This is a genomic window from Priestia sp. USM5, assembly GCF_058323215.1.
The window spans coordinates 520,356-537,818 of the sequence record NZ_JBSGKN010000001.1 but is presented as its reverse complement, the minus strand read 5'-3'; the positions used below and the strand labels follow the sequence as shown (position 1 = coordinate 537,818).

The following is a 17,463-nucleotide window of genomic DNA, read 5'->3' as shown; positions in this document are numbered from 1 at the left end:
ACCCCCTTCACTAAACTTCTATGTAAAAAGAGGCTTTTTCATGCGATTCTATTTATTTTCATGATATAAATTAATTCCATAAGTGGACTGCATCCAGCGGAACGTTTCTTTTCGGTTCTCCCATGTTTCAGGCGTCGCCCATAGCTCTTTGCTTCTTTTAATAATCTCACAGCGCAAGTCTTGAAAAGTCTTTTCCGCTTTCTCGCTTTTTTTCTGCAGCTGTACAGTATAAAAATAAAGGGAGACGGTGAACAATAGAAACATCAAATGCCCTATGTTACCTAACAAAAATGAGAAAAATTCGCTAAACGTCGTAAAAAAACCGCTTTGAAATATGAAAAAAAAGTAGCTAATAACAGCCGTTAAGCTGGCTAAAAACAAAAGCTTCCATCTTTTCTCTTTAGCTTTCAGCTTATTAACCGTCTCTTTTCTTTTGATAACGCTCGCTAATATATATTGAAGTGTTTCATCGCTTTCAAAGTCTATCAACTTGTTTTCCAACATTCCACCCCCTCGTATGCTAGTACAACATATGAGTGAATATAAAAGATTATGTGGATAACACTGAAAATAATGGCTGTTTCCTTAACCTTTACTGCATGAGTTCTTCTGGCTGTACAGATTTCCCTTTTGACTTTCGTATCTGCAGGCCTAATAAAAAATCAATGAGAAAATGAGTGAAAATCGTGACATACAAATTTTCAGTCCACCAAAACAGCAACCCTATTAAAAAGCTTAAAACCACAACCGAAATAAAAAGAAACCACTTTTTTAAATATCGAATGTGAACGAGTGCAAATACGATACTCGCCCAAAAAAGGCCGAACTGAACTTGTATAACCCCTCGAAATAATATTTCTTCTGAACATGCAACGATTAGGCAAATAAGGGCTAGATGAGGAATGGAACGATTAGCAAATAAACGTTCATTAATCCCTCCGTCATCATATAAATGCTCGGGTACACACTTCATTAGAAGCATATCTCCTCCTACTACCAAGAGAGCTGTACCTCCCCCGTACAATAAAATAGAAGCCCAATCCAGCTCAAAAAACTGTAAAAAGGAATGCCACGAATCAAATGTGAAAAAACCGATGCCTAAAGCAATAAAGCAGATGAGCAGCTGCGTTACATATAAATTTTTAACCAGCTCTGCATCCGTCATGGATGAAATAAGCTCTTGCTGTGACTTTGCCATTATATCTCTCCTTGACGAAGCAAACGAGCTAATTCTAATTCCCAGCCTTGAAATGTCCATTGCTCTTGCTCACCATTTGTTTTTTTATAGGCTTCTAAATCCAATCCGCAGCAATCGCAACAATTCTGAAGCTCTGATTTTCCTAGCTCATTGAAATAGCCAAGCAGCACCTGACGACGGCATTCTTTTGCCTCAATAAACTCCTTCATCGCACGGTACTTGTCATGTTTGTTTCGAAGACGTTTATTTACAGCTGCAACAATCGTTTCATGCAGCGATTCAGGGATTTTCCTAGGTTCAACATGTTCATTTTCCACTACATTTTCTCTGTACAAATAATAACGAATAAATCGCCAATGTGTTTCTTGAATACCCACTGTATAAAGAAAATGAGACTCTACTTGTTTTAAAGGAATGGCCTGATCATGATTTCGTAAATACGACAGGCAGTATAAGATGATATCTGAAGAAGGAAGCTCAATTTCAAGTAAAGAATGAGCAAAATCATCGTCTCCTTCAGCATAAAGCAAAATCGCAATACTGTTTTGCTGATCGCGTCCACTTCTTCCAATTTCCTGTACGTATGCTTCTAGCTGCGTAGGTGTATGAAAATGAATAACAAAGCGAACATTCGATTTATTAACCCCCATTCCAAATGCACTTGTGCAGCAAATGATATCCAGCTGATTTTCTAAAAATTGCTGTTGAACAAGCATTCTTTCATTCGGTTCCATTCCCCCATGGTAATACTGCACTCGCTGTATCCCATTTTCCTTTAGAAGCTGTGTTAATGCTTCTGTCCAAGATCGGCTGGAACAATAGATAATTCCTGGACTTTGCAGTTCACTAACGTACATCAGCAACTTCTCTTTTTTCTCTTCAATACTTGCAACAAAATCAACTTTCATCGCAATATTACTTCGATTCATGGAATAGATGTGCTCGTTGACAGCAGGCAGCGATAAGTAACGCTTAATATCTTCCACTACTTCCCTAGTCGCAGTTCCTGTTAGTGCCAGACATAGCGGACTGCCAAGTTCCTTCCATATATCTCCTAACTGAAGATAATCCAAACGGAAATCATGTCCCCACTGAGAAATACAGTGCGCCTCGTCCACAACGAAAAGGCCTACCTTTGCCTGTTTTAATGCTTCTACCACAACAGCGTTTTGCAAAATTTCAGGAGATGCATAAATAAAACGATAAAAAGCTAAATCTTTTAGCGCCCGTCTTTTTTCTTCTTGTTGTAGGAAACTATTTAAGGCAATAACTCTCTTTTCTCCACTTGCCTTTAGTTGTTGAACTTGATCTTCCATCAGTGAAATTAAAGGAGATACAATCAGCACCGGTCGGTTCAACACATAAGCGGGGAGCTGATAGCACAATGATTTCCCTGTTCCTGTAGGAAGAACCGCTAACACATTATGACCTGTTAAAATATCTTGAATAATCTCTTTTTGTCCTAGTCGAAATTGGCTATAGCCAAATTGTTTCTGTAGAAGTTGTTCTATCTTCACATCAAACACCACTTTTTTTAGTATCAGGTAAAATGTTTTGCTAATACGAGACGAATCTGAAAATAGGTAACGTCGTCTTTTACTTCTTCCTTTATCGCCTTTAATTTATTTGTACGCAAACTTTCAAAAGCCGAGATAATTTCTTCCTGCTGCTTAGGCGATACGTATGCATCGATTGAAAAAGATGGAACAAACAGAGCTAATTCTGCAATATGATCTTCAATTGTACTTTCTTTTAAACGCCTTATATAAGCAATTTCTTCAAGCGCCTTTCCTTTTTGAAGCCAGCTATACGTTTTTAACGTCGAGCTTGTCAAAGGCAATTCTAAATATAGATCATGCAAAAAAGAAGAAAGTACATGAAAGCTTTCATTATTTTGACTCACTTTTTCAATGATATGATGAATAACCCCTAAAAGTTGAATATGCACATAATGCTCATCGAGTTCATATTGATATGCTAACTGATTTTTTGTAAAGCCTACTCTTTCGTATCCAGTCAGTTGCAAAACAAAAAGAGACGCATCCCGTTCCGTACAATCTTTCAAGCACGTTCGGAGCTCTTTGAATAGCTCGGCGGCTAACTCTTGACGCGTTTGCTTTTGAGACATAATATACGTTTTGACCCATTGAATGACCTCAGGATTTTTGGAAATGGGTAAAAACCCTTTTTGAAAATACTGTAGGTTTGATAAGGTCTGAATGAACAAAGTGATTCTTGCTAAAAATAATTGAGTACTGCTTGCGAATTTCCATCCGTCTAAAGCTGGATGAAAGGGCCGAGCCGTCAGTTCATCTTCAAGGCGTGTTCGTCCCTTATCTGTCATCACATACTTTTGATTTTCAGTTTCTTCGATATACTGCTGTTCTTTTAAATATGCAACGCAGGTTTCAAAAGACCGTTTATCTAAGTAAAGAAATGACTGAAAAAGAAAAGAGATTCCAAAAATTTTTCCGTCTTGAATTGTTTGCGCTGACTTTTTACCTGTTAATAAATGATAAATACCATAGGCGGTTCGCTCACCTTTTAACTGTTTTATACAAAATAAAATGCTAACTTGAATATAATTCAAAGGTGTCAACTTCCTTTCTCATTCATTGTACCAAAAGTGACCAATAGCATGTGAGATAAAGGCTTTTTAGCTCTTTCCTTTATGTATCAAAACGTTTGGATAAGTGAAGAAACCTTGATTTGATAAGCATTCTCAGTGACTTTTCTATTGAAAAGTTTTATAAATCATTTTACAATGAATAAGGAGAAATTTCACTCTTGATTCGCGAAGAGATTATATAATAAGAAATTTTCGAACACTTTACAGGAGGTCTTGTTATGCCAAAATATACAATTGTTGATAAAGATACTTGCATCGCATGCGGCGCTTGCGGAGCAGCAGCACCAGACATTTATGATTATGATGATGAAGGTATTGCATTCGTAACATTAGATGATAACCAAGGTGTAGTAGAAATTCCAGAAGATCTAGAAGATGATATGATGGATGCAATGGAAGGCTGCCCTACGGATTCAATTCGCGTAGCGGATGAAAAATTCGAAGGCGATGCTAATAAATTCGAATAAGTATTGAACAAACCTGTAGTATAGTACATGCTGCAGGTTTTTTTATATATAAAAATCGCTCTCCCCGGGAGAGCGATTGAATTAAACAGCAACGCGGCGCGTGATCCATTGCTTCATTTTTGAAAACAATAAGACAAAAATAACCCCTGTTGCTGCTCCTTTTATTAAGTTAAACGGCAAAATACCTGCAACGATATATTGACGGGCCTGTTCACTAGACATTTCTGGCGATTGTAAGAAGATTGTATACGCCGGTAAAAAGACATAATAATTTAAGACAGCCATGAGTACCGTCATTACAACCGTACCCGTAACCAAACCTATCGTTACGCCTTTAGCTGTTTTAAATCGACGGAACATATATGATACAGGAAGAACGAACAGTAAACCAGCTACAAAGTTCGCCACTTGACCAACCGGAACCCCTGTAGCACTTCCTTGAATTAAATAATTCAATAAATTTTTTATTCCTTCTACTATAACAGCAGCCATAGGTCCAAATACAAGTGCTGCTACGAGTGCAGGAATTTCGCTAAAATCAATTGTTAAAAACGGAGGTAATCCAGGAATCGGAAAATTAATCATCATTAAAATGTAAGCAATACTGCTTAACATTCCTAGTATAACCAGCTTTTGAGTTTTCTTACTTTGTTGCATCTTGCCTCTCTCCTTCTTTGTGATCCACTCTTCAAAGAAGAAAGGTTCAACTTCATATCCCAACGCAAAAACCTCCCAACAAATGATTCGTTGAGAGGAGACATGGCAGGCATATTTAATAAACGTTCATCACATTAGGTTTTGAACGCTGAACCTCCACCTTCTCCCATCCAGACTGTACTGTCGGCTTTGGAATTTCACCAAATCTGCTCGTATGTATTACATATAAGCTCGCGGGCTCAAAACAATTTGTTTTTTTACCGCCGGTCGGGAATTTCACCCTGCCCCGAAGATAGACCAATATTTAATTATGAATTTATTATATGTTATCTCGAATTAAAAGTAAATAAAGAAGTTTTTTTAATTCCTATTAAATTGATGTCTTTTATAAACTTCATTACTGTTTTATATGTAAAATAAGGAAATAAGTGCATAACCAACAGCATTATGACATATTTATAGTTTCAATTTTACGTTTACAATTGTGTATTTGATAACTAATTGTAAAGTTTAAAAAATATAATTGACAGAATTTTTTTAACATGGTAAATTATCAAATATTTGATGATAGTAAAATCCAAGGGAGATGTTCACGTCATGTATAACGTATTAGTAGCTGATTCAATTAGCAATGAAGGTCTTGCTCCACTACTCGAAGCTCCTCATGTGAATCTTACGCGAAAAAAAGTTGAAGAAGTTGAGAATGATTTGCATACGTACGATGCGCTTTTAGTACGGAGTGCTACGACGGTTACAGAGGATTTGCTGGCAAAAATGCCGAATTTAAAAATTGTTGCTCGCGCTGGAGTAGGTGTCGATAATATTGATATTGAAGCCTCAACCAAACGAGGGGTTGTCGTTATTAACGCGCCGAACGGAAATACCATTTCAACGGCGGAACATACATTTGCTATGATGGCTAGCTTGTTTCGGCATATCCCCCAAGGAAATGCTTCAGTCAAAGCGCGCGAATGGAACCGCTCAGCATTTGTTGGAACAGAGCTTAATCGCAAACACCTGGGCATTATCGGATTTGGACGAATTGGCTCAGAGCTTGCTAAACGCGCAAAAGCCTTCAATATGAGCGTTCACGTTTACGATCCTTTTTTAACCTCTTCCCGAGCTGAAAAGCTAGGCGTAGAACTATTATCCCTGGATGAATTACTAGCAGCAGCGGATGTAATTACCGTACACACTCCGCTTACGAAAGAAACCAAGGGATTGCTCAATCATGAAACATTAGCCAAAACAAAGAAGGGTGTATTTTTATTAAACTGCGCACGCGGCGGGATCATTGATGAAAAAGCCTTAGTTCATTATTTAGAAATTGGCCATGTTCAAGGTGCAGCTATTGACGTATTTGAAGTTGAACCGCCGATTGATAACCCTTTGTTACATTTTGATCAAGTTATTACAACTCCCCATTTAGGAGCTTCTACAAAAGAAGCCCAGCTTAACGTTGCTGAAGACGTGGCACATGACGTTCTGCGTTTTCTAGAAGGTAATCCTGTAAGTTCATCCATTAATTTACCAACGCTTTCTAAAGAAGTTTTTGAAAAAATTCAGCCGTTTACGAGCCTTACTAAACAAATGGGAGCTATTTTATCTCAATGCATGCGAGAACCCGTTCAGCATATCTCGATCTCCTACGGAGGTACAGTGACGGATTTAGAAACCACTTATATTACACGGAGCTTGTTATCAGGCTTTTTAACCCATCGTATTGACTCACCTGTTAACGAAGTCAATGCTTCTATGATTGCCAAAGAACGAGGAATTACATTTGGTGAAAAAACATCGGAAGATACGCAAGGATATTCTAATATAATTGACGTTACAGTAACAGGCGAACAGCGTACATTTACGATTACGGGCACTTATATAGCAGGATATGGACCTCGAATTGTTAATATTGATTCGTTTGATATTGATTTTTATCCAGAAGGACATCTTCTTTATATCCGTCACAGTGATCAGCCCGGAGTTATTGGAAATGTAGGGAAAGTACTTGGAGATTTACGTATTAACATTGCTACCATGCAAGTGGGCCGTAAGCAAAAAGGCGGAGAAGCCATTATGATGCTCACGTTTGATAAACTTTTAGATGATTCTGTCATCAATTCATTAAAACAAACAAGCGAAATCGTGACCATACAGCGCATTGAGTTGTGACATTGAAAAAAGAGCCTTAGCGGCTCTTTTTTTATGGACTTATTTTTAACACTTGTCCTGCATTTAAAGCGGTGTTCTCTAAATGATTCCACTTTCTTAGCTGCTCCACATCGACTTCATATTTGGCCGCAAGTTCAGATAATGTATCTCCTTGATGGATAAGAATACAGTTATCAGAAGCCTGATGTAACTGCTGAAAAACCGTGGCAGCTAAATCGTTTTTTACGTATGCCGATAGTTTTTGCTTGTCCAATTTGGCGAGTGGGTTTACCGCATTGGTTTTATCCGGATTCCAACTTCCTTGATGAACTTCAAAATGCAAATGTGCACCTGAAGATCGTCCTGTATTGCCAACCCATCCAATGTTTTGACCTGCGGATACAGAATTTCCTTCTGCAACAAGTCGTTTCTCTAGATGAGCATAGACCGTTTCGTATCCATTCGTTTGTTTGATAAAAACAACTTGCCCGTATGTATTTGAATAATAAGAGCGGCTCACCACTCCTTTTGCAACAGCATACACCTGTGTACCAACAGGTGCTGCTATATCGATTCCAAAGTGTTTGGCGTGACGAGAACCAAATATATCAGTTAAGACTCCTTCAACCGGCCACTCCCACTGCTTCTCTTCTGCCTTTACCATTTGCCCGCCCAAAAATAAAAGACCTATACACAATCCCATCACTAATACAACCAATATTCTTCTTAACACGTCAATCATGAAGAAAGAACCTCCTATGTAGATCATTGCACACAAAACATACTATATGCCAATTCCTTCTCTTTTAGACTTGTTTATAGAAAAAATAAAGAGATGTGATTCTCCAATGAATCACATCTCTTTGCTATTCTTATTATTTCAGCCGAAGACAAACTGTTATTTAGCATGTGTTTACTTTGGCAGTTTGATAAAGAAAGTTGTTCCTTCATTTAATTCACTTTCAACTGCAATAATCCCTTGATGTGCCTCCACGATATTTTTAGCGATCGCAAGCCCAAGACCAGTTCCTGACTTTCCTCTCGTTCTGGCTTTATCAGCTTTATAAAATCGCTCAAATACAAACGGAAGATCTTCTTTTGGAATCCCTGCTCCCGTATCTTGAACAGAAAGATGGATTTCGGATTGACTTTTATCAAGATGCAGCTTTACTTCTCCGTAGTCATCCGTATGACGAATGGCATTATCAATTAAGTTTGTCAGCACTTGTTCCATACGGTCTGAATCAATCATCGCTTCAAATTCATCTTCTATTTTTCCATTAAGAGACAGTTTAATATGTTTTTCTTTAGCTAACCCTTGAAACTTGCGCAAAACACGTTCTGTAAATTCAACCATTGCTACAGATTCTAAGTGAAGCTGCACATGTCCCGCTTCCATTCGCGCTAAATCTAAAAGTTCATTTACAAGCCGGCCCATACGGAGTGATTCATCATAAATCACCTGTGCAATTTCTTTCTTTTCTTCATCCGTACTTGCAATATCGTCAATAATAGCTTCACTATAACCTTGAAGCATAGAAATGGGTGTACGCAATTCATGAGACACGTTTGCAATAAAATCTTTTCTTGATTTATCAAGTTTACGCTCTTCAGACATGTCTCGCAGTACAGCTACAGCACCGCGGATTTTCGTTTGATTATAGAGCGGTGACATTAAAATGACCCACGTTTTCCCTTGAATTTTCAACTCTGCACTTCGCTCCGTTTCAGTCTCTACTACCGTTTGAAACAAATGCACGACGTTTGCTGGAAGCTCAGGCACCTGCTGGTTGTTCACATCCTGCTCGTAATACCAAGTCTGAAGAAAATGCTCCGCTGGGGGATTGGTAATTAAAATCGATCCGTCTCTACTAAACGTAATAACACCGTCTGCCATACTGCTTAAAATACTTGAAAGCTGTTCTTTTTCCTGATTGAGCGCATTGAGATTAAACTTTAACTGCCTGCCCATTTGATTAAAAGCAATCGCTAACTCTCCAATTTCATCGTGAGTTAAAATAGGTACTTTTGTATCAAAGTTCCCTTTTGTTACTTCAAATGCCGCCTGCCTCATTTTTCTAAGAGGTGCTGTAATTCGAGTGGATAAGAAAAAAGCAAAGATAGTAGTTAAAATAATAGCAATACCTGCAGCCAATAAAATGAACTTAGTCGTATATTGAGCGGGCTCTTCAATTTCAGAAAGAGATTGATACAGATAAACGCCGCCTGTCGGTTTATTATCTTTCATTAAAGGTACACCGACAACAAACATTAAAGGCTCATCACTCGTGTCTTTCTTTGTGGTCATGTACATTTTTTCCCGTATTACTTTACCTTTTTCAACCACTTGATTTAGCTGATCGTTTTGTTTAACAATGGCCGAAATAGCTTTCTTATTTTCTTTATCAGGATGTGTGGAATGCCAATAGAAATCTTTATCTTGAACAATAACTACACTTGCTTGATCTGCAAGTTCACGAGCAATGGATAGTCCTAGCTTTTCATCCTCTGTTTCCTGCACAATGGTAGAGATTTTAGCAGCCGTTTTAGTTAAACGGTTTTCTGCGTCTACAACATGATAATTTTCAAAAAACTGAAGCAGTAAAATGGTCAAAATAAATAAAACAAGCGTAACGAGCAATAGGATAGTAAACCATAGTTTACCAACTACACTTCTCCAAAACATCAGTTATTTTCAACCTCAAATTTATACCCTACTCCCCAAACGGTTACGATCATTTTCGCCGCTTGTGACGATACGCGATTTAACTTTTCACGCAAACGCTTGACGTGCGTATCTACCGTACGAAGATCTCCAAAGAAATCATAATGCCACACTTCACGCAGCAGCTGCTCTCTGTCGTATACTTTATCTGGCGTTTTTGCAAGGTAGCATAATAATTCATATTCTTTTGGAGTTAAGTTAACTTCTTTTCCGTCTGCTGTAACGCGATGTGCATCATTATCAATCGTTAAGTGATCAAAGACAATGAGGTTTTTCACGCTCGTTTCTGGCTGAATAAACGTTGCTTGAGAAGAACGTCGAAGCAGTGCTTTTACGCGAAGAACCACTTCTCTTGGGCTAAACGGCTTAACGATGTAATCATCTGTACCTACTTCAAACCCTTGGACTCTGTTTACTTCTTCACCTTTAGCTGTAAGCATGATAATAGGAGTTGCTTTTTTCTCGCGAATTTGTTTACAGACCTCAATACCGTCTATGCCAGGCATCATTAAATCTAATACAATCAAATCATAATCTATGTGTAACGCTTTTTCGATTGCTTCATGCCCGTCGGCTGCTTCTTCAATGATGTATCCTTCTTTTTCTAAGTACATTTTTAACAATCGTCTAATGCGATCTTCATCGTCTACTAGCAGTAATCTTTGTTCGTTTTGCATGTATTTTCAACCTCCTAGTCTTAGTGTACAAAAAAAAACCGGCGAGTTCTACTTATGTTACCCAAACAATGTGACAATTCGTGAACACCTTTATGAAAAATAGCTTTTTTCCTCAAAAAAGAGGTTGAGACATATCGAAATCCATCCAATCTACAGATGGACAAATAAAATACAGGAGCTAGAAGCAACTACATATATGAAGCCTCCGTTCACCATGCAAATAAAAAAATCCGAACAAATGTGATTCTCCATCAAGAATCTCAACTCATCGTTCGGATCTTCTTCAACTAAAATATCTTTATTTCAGCCTCTATTCTATTTTTAAAGGTTACGCATATGAATGTAAACCTGCAATAACTAGGTTCACGGCCACTAAGTTGAACATGATGATGGCAAATCCGCCAACTGCCAGCCAAGCTGATTTTTCACCGTGCCATCCTTTAGACAGCCGAAGATGAAGAAAAGCGGCATAAAATAAAAAGGTGATCAGCGCCCACACCTCTTTGGGGTCCCATCCCCAAAAGCGCGTCCAGGCCATCTGAGCCCAAATCATAGCGAAAATAAGTGCTCCTAATGTAAAAATAGGAAATCCAATCGCCACTGCTCTGTAGCTTACTTCATCAAGCAAGTCGCTGTTTACCTGCTTCACAAGCGGCTGCAGCGCGGCTCCAATTCGCTTCCGTAAAATAAGACGAATCAGCCAATATAAGACAAACCCACCGGCTAACGACCAAATAACCGTATTTAATTTTTTAGCATTGATAATAGCCGGCATATCAACAAGCGGCTGTATGTCGTTCCCGTCTGTCCACTCACTTTGATGAGGCCCCACTAGCGGAACCATATGATATACGACTTGCTCTTGTTCGCCACTTTTATTAACCCAATTAAATGATGACTCGTAGTGAGCCGCATTAAAAGCCAGCGTCACCGCTACAAACCCAAGCGTACTAATAAGCGTATACAGGATGAATTCCAGCCAAAATGCTTTTTTATTTCGCTTGGATTGATCAATTGTTTTGATTAAATAAATCAATCCTGCAACAAAGCTAATGGAAAGCACGGCTTCACCCGTAGCTGCCGTTGTAACGTGAATATGCAGCCAATTCGTCTGGAGAGCTGGTATCAGCGGCGTAATTTCAGTTGGAAACATGCTTGCATAAGCAATGATTAAAAGAGCCACCGGCAAGGCAAAAAGTCCAAGCATGCTAAGACGATAAATAAAGTAAATAACAATAAATGCGCCAACAAGCATCATGCCAAAAAACGTCGTAAATTCAAATAAATTACTAACAGGAGCGTGGCCTGATGCAATCCACCTTGTAATGAAATAGCCAATCTGTGCAATAAAACCGATGATGGTAACCGCAATTCCAAACGTTGCCCACTTTGTTTTCTTTTGAGCTGCTCGCTTATCTCGAATAGCTCCTCCGAAAAAAAAGGTTGCAACTAAATAAGCAATAAACGCCACATACAGTAAATTACTACTTATACTCGCGTAATCCATGCTTTTTCCTCCTATTTTGTTTCTTTATCATTTTGGTCCTTCAGCTGTGTGAGGGATGTGGATTCTAATAAACCATTTAATTCTTTTTTAAGACCATACCAGTTTTTATTTGTATGTGCGGCCAACCATATCTCATTATTGACTTTTTGAATCCACATGCGGCGATGATTCCAATACATCCCTTGAATCACACCAATCATAAAGATGGCTCCGCCAATCCCTAAAAACCAAAGCGTATAGTCTCTGCGAACGGTTAATCCCGTTACATTTTTCGTTTCCACACCAGCAAAGGTCATTTTATAATCGTTATTTCCTAGTGGTTCCAAGTTCTCTCTAATTCCAACAAAAGCAACTTCGCCTTTTTTATGCTGAGGCGTAATCATTTTAAATACAAAAGCCGGGTTGTTAGGCACTCTTGTTTTTGTATTTGGGTTTCCTTCATCATCAAAGAAAAAGTCTGGAAAGTAGCTCATGAGCTTGACTTTATATCCGTTTTTTAAATCATATGTTGCTTTTGGATTATGTAAATCTACTGTAAGTGAACCAACGTTTTTATTTGCATTTTTATCTGTTAAATGGAAAGACATAGAGCTAAACTCATTTAACTTGAAGTCCACTTGGTACATGGCATATCCTTCAAACTTAAGCGGCTGATTCACACGAATCTCTGAATCTTTTATTTTCTTTAGCTTTGGATCTGCTCCCGGTATAAGCTTTCCTTCGCGCTTATACAGACTAACATCCGCTTCATATTTTTTGGCTACTTTATTATTCCCTGCACGATCAATTGCTTCTTGAAACACGGCGCTTTCGCTATCTTTATCATACGTTTCCACAGTAAAACGATGGTTTTTCAAAAAATACTCTCCGTTCGTCCCAGGAATAACTTTTGTTTCACCTTCACGGATCCAAAGAACTTCATCTATATACATACCTGGTACAAATCTAAGCATAGCACCTAGTAAAAAGATAATGAGACCGATATGATTAACGTATGGACCCCATCTTGAGAAGCGTCCTTTTTCAGCCAGCAGATTGCCCTTTTCTTCGCGAATAGAGTATCTTCTTTTTTTCAGCATGCTTTTTACATGTTCATAATCTTGATCCGTCCACGATGATGAAGTGCTGTATAAACGCTGTCTCTTTAAGAAGTTTGGATGTTTTGTTACACTCTGCTTTTTTAGAGCTCGGTACAAAGGCACTACTCGATCTAAACTGCAAATGACTAACGACATTCCTAAAGCAGCAATTAAAAGCAAGTACCACCACGATTCATAGAGATGATGAAAACCTAACTTATAATAAAGCTCTCCTGTCCATCCATATTCCTTTTGATAATACTCACCTGCTGTCACATTAGGAGGTATGTAAGCTTCTTGAGGATAAATGGTTCCGACTGCAGACGCAACAAGCGTCACAATAATGATCCAAATGCCTACCTTTACAGAAGAGAAAAAATTCCATATTTTATCGATAACTGTTTTATTGTACGTTTGCGATCGCCTTGCGCTTCCTTCATAACGCATATCTACTAATTTTTCAGTTGTTTCTTCTGCAATTGGTTTACCACAGGCTTCACACAAAATCGTACCATGCGGGTTAACGTGTCCACATTCACATTTTACGTGTTTCATTGTCAACACTCCCTATGGTTTAATTTCTTCCATATATTCTTTTATTTTAGATTCTTCTAATCCGCCAATAAAGCTGTCTACAATCTTTCCGTTTTTATCAATTAAAAACGTAGTCGGAAGAGGATCTATCCCGTACGCACCCAACACTTGTGAATCTTTATCCATCAAAATTGGAAAAGATAGCCCATACTGTTTAGCAAACTGCTCTACCGCTATATTCGTTTCTGCAACGTTAACAGCTAAAATTTCAACGCCTTGCTTTTTATATGCTGCATACTGCTTTTCCATCGCCGGCATCTCTTGTTTACAGGGCTTGCACCATGTTCCCCAAAAATTCAAAAAAACTCCTTTGCCTTTGTAATCTGATAGCTGATGAGTTTCTCCATTAATATCTCTTAATATAAAGTCAGGTGCCTCATCTCCTACCGATACCTTTTGTTTATCAGCAAAAAATTGAGCATAAAGGGTATATCCAACCGCGCACAGTAAAACTGCTAATATAACTGTTCGAATAATCAAGCGCTTTTTTTTCATAGCACGAACTCCTTTTAACCGCTTTCAATACGCTTTTTTTCTACCATTATATCATTTTTTTGGTAGTGGCTTTCCGATAATATTTCGACGTTTCTGTGAAGTCTTCCTCTCATTCTACAAGTTCGACATTTTTTCAAAAAACCTTGCTTGATTTTCTAATTCACGACATTTTTCATAAAAAAAACAGGTAAGTGAAAATTACTTACCTGTTTGAGACATTGAATATAATTGTTTGACTTCATGAGCCGTAAGCTCGCGTGCTTCTCCTGCATTTAATCCGCGTAAGTCTAAAGGTCCGTAGCGCTCACGTTTTAACTTTAATACAGAATGTCCGATTGCATCGAACATGCGACGTACTTGACGATTTTTCCCTTCGTGAATCGTCAGTTCTACGATCGCCGTCTGCTTGCTTTTATCAATGGAAAGAACTTTTGCACGAGCTGGTGCTGTTTTTCCGTCTTCAAGCATCACTCCGCGTTGCAGCTGTCTGATGCTTTCACGACTTGGGATTCCTTTAATTTTAGCTACATACACTTTATCCACTTCAAATTTCGGGTGCATTAGCTGATTAGCAAATTCACCATCATTTGTTAAAAGAAGTAGACCCGACGTATCATAGTCCAGACGTCCAATCGGGTAAATTCTTTCTTCTACATGCGGAAAGAAGTCAACGACTGTTTTTCTTCCTTTGTCGTCGTTAGCAGCTGAAATCACGCCTCTTGGTTTGTATAGCATAAAATAAACGGGCGCTTCGCTTTCTACCGGCACTTCGTCTACTTCAATTTTATCGTTAGGACCTACTTTCGTGCCCAATTCTTTTACAACTTTTCCATTTACTTTCACTCGGCCTTGGCCGATTAATTCTTCAGCTTTACGTCTTGATGCTACACCTGCGTGAGCAATCACTTTTTGTAATCGTTCCATTAACACTTCACCTCTTGTAACATCTTACTTGTTTACGAAGTAATACACAAGTCTATTTGCCACACAGAGGTAGAATTTTCGATTTCTTACCGGCCAAATACAAGGATTACGATCACAACTGATGCAATAATCCCTACCAAATCCGCCAGTAAACCAACCTTCAGCGCATCTCCCATTTTTTTAATACCTACTGCTCCGAAATAAACCGTTAAAATATAAAACGTGGTATCTGTACTTCCCTGCATGGTCGATGCCAAACGACCGATAAAAGAATCAGGTCCATATGTAGAAATTAGATCCGTTGTGATACCAAGGGCAGCCGTTCCAGATATCGGTTTAATAAGAGCTAAAGGTACAATTTCAGCCGGAACGCCGACTGCTTGCAGCATAGGTTTTAAAACAGATAAGAAAAAATCAAGGGCTCCTGAAGCTCGAAAAATAGAGATGCTCACTAACATGCCGACTAAGTAAGGAATGATGGAAAAAGCAATTTGTAATCCGTCTTTCCCTCCCTCTACAAACTTTTCATACGTAGGAATTTTTTTGTAGGTTCCATAAAGTAAAATACAGCCTACGATAAGAGGAATAAACATCAATGATACTTGATTAAGCATCGTCATTTTCGTTTTCCTCCTTTTCGCGTACGTCGATAATAAAAGAAGCGATCGATGATGATAGCTCCTATCGTAGCTACAACAGTTGCTAAAAGCGTAGTACCCACAATTTCAGTAGGATTAGCCGAGTTATACGTAATTCGAATGGCAATAACTGTGGTCGGTATAAGCGTTAAACTGGTTGTGTTAAGTGCTAAAAGTGTGATCATAGAACGGCTTGCTTCGTCTCTGTCGCCGTTCAGTTTTTTAAGCTGCTCCATCGCTTTAATACCAAGAGGAGTTGCCGCATTCCCCAGCCCAAACATATTCGCCATCATATTGGACAATATGTATCCTAAGGCCGGATGATCTTTTGGAACATCAGGGAAAAGTCTAGTAATAATGGGTCGAAATAGTTTCGCTAACTTGTCGAGAAGCCCTGCACTTTGAGCAATATTCATCATACCTAACCAAAAGACCAGCACGCTGATTAATCCAATGCTGATGGTCACCGCTTCGCCTGCTCCTTGAAAAATTGCTTTGTTTACATCACCAATTTTCCCATTTATAATTGCAAAAACAATTCCGATAATGGTCAGCAGCATCCAAATAATATTAACCATCTGTTTTGGCTCCAGACTGAATAAACATTAATCGCTTCACTCGATTAAAGAAACCTTCTTGCTGCTCGGCCTGCTTTTCGAAATAAATAGGAACACTGTCAATCGTTTCTCCACTTCTATAAATATCGAGCTTCCCTACAACATTAGGAACTTTCCCTGTTTCTTCCCACTGCTTTTTAGGCTGAATTAACGTTGTTTTCACTTCTACAGAGCTCTGTTCTTTCTTTGTAAGAGGATAGACGACATTTCGTTTAATATACAACTGATCTTTATAGAAAGAATCTTTTATATCTGCCAATTCGCCTTTTGCAGCTAAACTGGTCATATCATATTTATCAAATGCATTTTCATACATGGAAATGTGATCGTTCCAATCATCTGGCGCATTAATCGTTACGGCGATTAAATCCATTCCATCTTTTGTAGCAGTTGTCACAAGCGTTCGTTTTGCTAATTTTGTATATCCTGTTTTTCCGCCAGTACAGTATGCATATAGTGTTGTCAGCAGTTTATTTTTGTTTTTCCACACTCGATCCCATTTCTCTTCAGGGTGCTTCATTCGATAGACTTTTGTTCCTGAAATCTCTTTGAAAATTTTATTATTCATTGCATAGCGCATAAGCAGAGCCATATCGTGCGCTGTTGAGCGATGATTTTCATGATCGTCTAATCCATGCGGATTTTGAAATGTTGTATTCGTCATGCCAATTTCTTCTGCTTTTTTATTCATCAAATAAACAAATCCATCTTCGCTTCCTCCAACGGCTTCTGCGATAGCTACAGCAGCATCATTACCTGAGCGAAGCATCAAGCCATACACTAAATCTTTTAATTTTATTTTTTCACCTTCAACTAAATACACAGAAGAACCTTCAACGCCAACTGCGTTGTGGCTAACGGTAACTTTTTTATTTATTTTGCCAGATTCAATCGCCAGTATTGCTGTCATAATTTTTGTGATGCTAGCAATTCGGCTAACTTGATCTGCATTTTTAGCGTATAACACTCTTCCTGACTTCTGTTCCATCAAAATAGCACTATGAGCACTTACGCTACCTGCTGCAGATGATACGGAAGGCCAACCGCTGAGACATAGCAATACAATAAATAGATAGATGATACTTTTTTTGCTTCTTTTCATGTC

Annotated in this window: 17 protein-coding genes and 1 riboswitch; of the genes, 2 read left to right on the top strand and 15 right to left on the bottom strand. The window is 38.4% G+C overall.

Going from position 1 to position 17,463, the window contains the following annotated elements:
• Positions 1–48: 48 nt before the first annotated feature.
• The 4 genes from ACWATA_RS02810 to ACWATA_RS02795 form a co-directional block, all read right to left on the bottom strand.
• Positions 49–504, bottom strand: coding sequence for a DUF2663 family protein (locus ACWATA_RS02810; protein ID WP_275210735.1), 456 nt, complete (start codon positions 502–504; stop codon positions 49–51).
• An 88-nt stretch (positions 505–592) separates the two neighbouring features.
• Positions 593–1,198: a CPBP family intramembrane glutamic endopeptidase gene (locus ACWATA_RS02805; protein ID WP_047749868.1), complete on the bottom strand. Its 606-nt coding sequence runs from the start codon at positions 1,196–1,198 to the stop codon at positions 593–595.
• On the bottom strand, positions 1,198–2,715 hold the full coding sequence (locus ACWATA_RS02800) for a RecQ family ATP-dependent DNA helicase (protein WP_028411528.1): 1,518 nt from the start codon (positions 2,713–2,715) through the stop codon (positions 1,198–1,200). The genes ACWATA_RS02805 and ACWATA_RS02800 overlap by 1 nt, the downstream gene beginning before the upstream one ends.
• A gap of 23 nt (positions 2,716–2,738) precedes the next feature.
• Positions 2,739–3,788, bottom strand: a complete 1,050-nt coding sequence (locus ACWATA_RS02795) for a YpbB family protein (RefSeq protein ID WP_048019801.1) — start codon at positions 3,786–3,788, stop codon at positions 2,739–2,741.
• 257 nt (positions 3,789–4,045) lie between these two features.
• On the opposite strand from ACWATA_RS02795, the gene ACWATA_RS02790 reads away from it, so the two are divergent.
• Entirely contained in the window at positions 4,046–4,294 is a 249-nt protein-coding gene (locus tag ACWATA_RS02790; protein WP_013059046.1) for a ferredoxin, read from the top strand.
• Between the two features lie 81 nt (positions 4,295–4,375).
• Here the strand turns inward: ACWATA_RS02790 and ACWATA_RS02785 are convergent, their stop codons facing one another.
• Positions 4,376–4,951, bottom strand: a complete 576-nt coding sequence (locus ACWATA_RS02785) for an ECF transporter S component (protein ID WP_028411530.1) — start codon at positions 4,949–4,951, stop codon at positions 4,376–4,378.
• 154 nt (positions 4,952–5,105) lie between these two features.
• A riboswitch (FMN riboswitch) is annotated at positions 5,106–5,249 on the bottom strand.
• A 299-nt stretch (positions 5,250–5,548) separates the two neighbouring features.
• Here ACWATA_RS02785 and serA point away from each other — a divergent pair.
• The gene (gene serA, locus ACWATA_RS02780) at positions 5,549–7,123 is read left to right on the top strand and encodes a phosphoglycerate dehydrogenase (RefSeq protein WP_045292938.1); all 1,575 of its coding nucleotides are present in this window, start codon (positions 5,549–5,551) and stop codon (positions 7,121–7,123) included.
• Between the two features lie 31 nt (positions 7,124–7,154).
• Here the strand turns inward: serA and ACWATA_RS02775 are convergent, their stop codons facing one another.
• The 10 genes from ACWATA_RS02775 to ACWATA_RS02730 form a co-directional block, all read right to left on the bottom strand.
• Complete coding sequence (locus tag ACWATA_RS02775) at positions 7,155–7,844, bottom strand: peptidoglycan DD-metalloendopeptidase family protein (protein ID WP_421544822.1); 690 nt, start codon at positions 7,842–7,844, stop codon at positions 7,155–7,157.
• A gap of 171 nt (positions 7,845–8,015) precedes the next feature.
• Entirely contained in the window at positions 8,016–9,788 is a 1,773-nt protein-coding gene (locus ACWATA_RS02770) for an ATP-binding protein (protein WP_033579740.1), read from the bottom strand.
• Positions 9,788–10,504: a response regulator transcription factor gene (locus ACWATA_RS02765; protein WP_013059051.1), complete on the bottom strand. Its 717-nt coding sequence runs from the start codon at positions 10,502–10,504 to the stop codon at positions 9,788–9,790. Before ACWATA_RS02765 ends, ACWATA_RS02770 begins: the two co-directional genes overlap by 1 nt.
• A gap of 328 nt (positions 10,505–10,832) precedes the next feature.
• On the bottom strand, positions 10,833–12,011 hold the full coding sequence (ccsB, locus tag ACWATA_RS02760; protein ID WP_034270935.1) for a c-type cytochrome biogenesis protein CcsB: 1,179 nt from the start codon (positions 12,009–12,011) through the stop codon (positions 10,833–10,835).
• A gap of 11 nt (positions 12,012–12,022) precedes the next feature.
• Positions 12,023–13,645: a cytochrome c biogenesis protein ResB gene (gene resB / locus ACWATA_RS02755; protein ID WP_028411535.1), complete on the bottom strand. Its 1,623-nt coding sequence runs from the start codon at positions 13,643–13,645 to the stop codon at positions 12,023–12,025.
• Positions 13,646–13,657: 12 nt separating this feature from the next.
• A complete protein-coding gene (gene resA / locus ACWATA_RS02750; RefSeq protein WP_028411536.1) occupies positions 13,658–14,179 on the bottom strand; it encodes a thiol-disulfide oxidoreductase ResA in 522 nt (173 codons plus the stop codon).
• Positions 14,180–14,377: 198 nt separating this feature from the next.
• The gene (locus ACWATA_RS02745; protein ID WP_028411537.1) at positions 14,378–15,103 is read right to left on the bottom strand and encodes a pseudouridine synthase; all 726 of its coding nucleotides are present in this window, start codon (positions 15,101–15,103) and stop codon (positions 14,378–14,380) included.
• Positions 15,104–15,189: 86 nt separating this feature from the next.
• The gene (locus tag ACWATA_RS02740) at positions 15,190–15,723 is read right to left on the bottom strand and encodes a spore maturation protein (protein ID WP_013084923.1); all 534 of its coding nucleotides are present in this window, start codon (positions 15,721–15,723) and stop codon (positions 15,190–15,192) included.
• Positions 15,720–16,319 carry a nucleoside recognition domain-containing protein gene (locus ACWATA_RS02735; protein ID WP_013059057.1) on the bottom strand — a complete coding sequence of 200 codons (600 nt, stop codon included), beginning with the start codon at positions 16,317–16,319 and terminating at the stop codon, positions 15,720–15,722. The genes ACWATA_RS02740 and ACWATA_RS02735 overlap by 4 nt, the downstream gene beginning before the upstream one ends.
• Complete coding sequence (locus tag ACWATA_RS02730) at positions 16,312–17,460, bottom strand: D-alanyl-D-alanine carboxypeptidase family protein (RefSeq protein WP_033579737.1); 1,149 nt, start codon at positions 17,458–17,460, stop codon at positions 16,312–16,314. Before ACWATA_RS02730 ends, ACWATA_RS02735 begins: the two co-directional genes overlap by 8 nt.
• Between the last annotated feature and the right edge of the window lie 3 nt (positions 17,461–17,463).

Coding starts and splice junctions, on each gene's coding strand:
- ACWATA_RS02805 (WP_047749868.1), bottom strand. CDS start 1,198: ATGGCAAAGTCACAGCAAGAGCTTATTTCATCCATGACGGATGCAGAG.
- ACWATA_RS02735 (WP_013059057.1), bottom strand. CDS start 16,319: ATGGTTAATATTATTTGGATGCTGCTGACCATTATCGGAATTGTTTTT.
- ACWATA_RS02740 (WP_013084923.1), bottom strand. CDS start 15,723: ATGACGATGCTTAATCAAGTATCATTGATGTTTATTCCTCTTATCGTA.
- ACWATA_RS02765 (WP_013059051.1), bottom strand. CDS start 10,504: ATGCAAAACGAACAAAGATTACTGCTAGTAGACGATGAAGATCGCATT.
- ACWATA_RS02785 (WP_028411530.1), bottom strand. CDS start 4,951: ATGCAACAAAGTAAGAAAACTCAAAAGCTGGTTATACTAGGAATGTTA.
- resA (WP_028411536.1), bottom strand. CDS start 14,179: ATGAAAAAAAAGCGCTTGATTATTCGAACAGTTATATTAGCAGTTTTA.
- serA (WP_045292938.1), top strand. CDS start 5,549: ATGTATAACGTATTAGTAGCTGATTCAATTAGCAATGAAGGTCTTGCT.
- ACWATA_RS02775 (WP_421544822.1), bottom strand. CDS start 7,844: ATGATTGACGTGTTAAGAAGAATATTGGTTGTATTAGTGATGGGATTG.
- ACWATA_RS02730 (WP_033579737.1), bottom strand. CDS start 17,460: ATGAAAAGAAGCAAAAAAAGTATCATCTATCTATTTATTGTATTGCTA.
- ACWATA_RS02745 (WP_028411537.1), bottom strand. CDS start 15,103: ATGGAACGATTACAAAAAGTGATTGCTCACGCAGGTGTAGCATCAAGA.
- ccsB (WP_034270935.1), bottom strand. CDS start 12,011: ATGGATTACGCGAGTATAAGTAGTAATTTACTGTATGTGGCGTTTATT.
- resB (WP_028411535.1), bottom strand. CDS start 13,645: ATGAAACACGTAAAATGTGAATGTGGACACGTTAACCCGCATGGTACG.
- ACWATA_RS02770 (WP_033579740.1), bottom strand. CDS start 9,788: ATGTTTTGGAGAAGTGTAGTTGGTAAACTATGGTTTACTATCCTATTG.
- ACWATA_RS02810 (WP_275210735.1), bottom strand. CDS start 504: ATGTTGGAAAACAAGTTGATAGACTTTGAAAGCGATGAAACACTTCAA.
- ACWATA_RS02790 (WP_013059046.1), top strand. CDS start 4,046: ATGCCAAAATATACAATTGTTGATAAAGATACTTGCATCGCATGCGGC.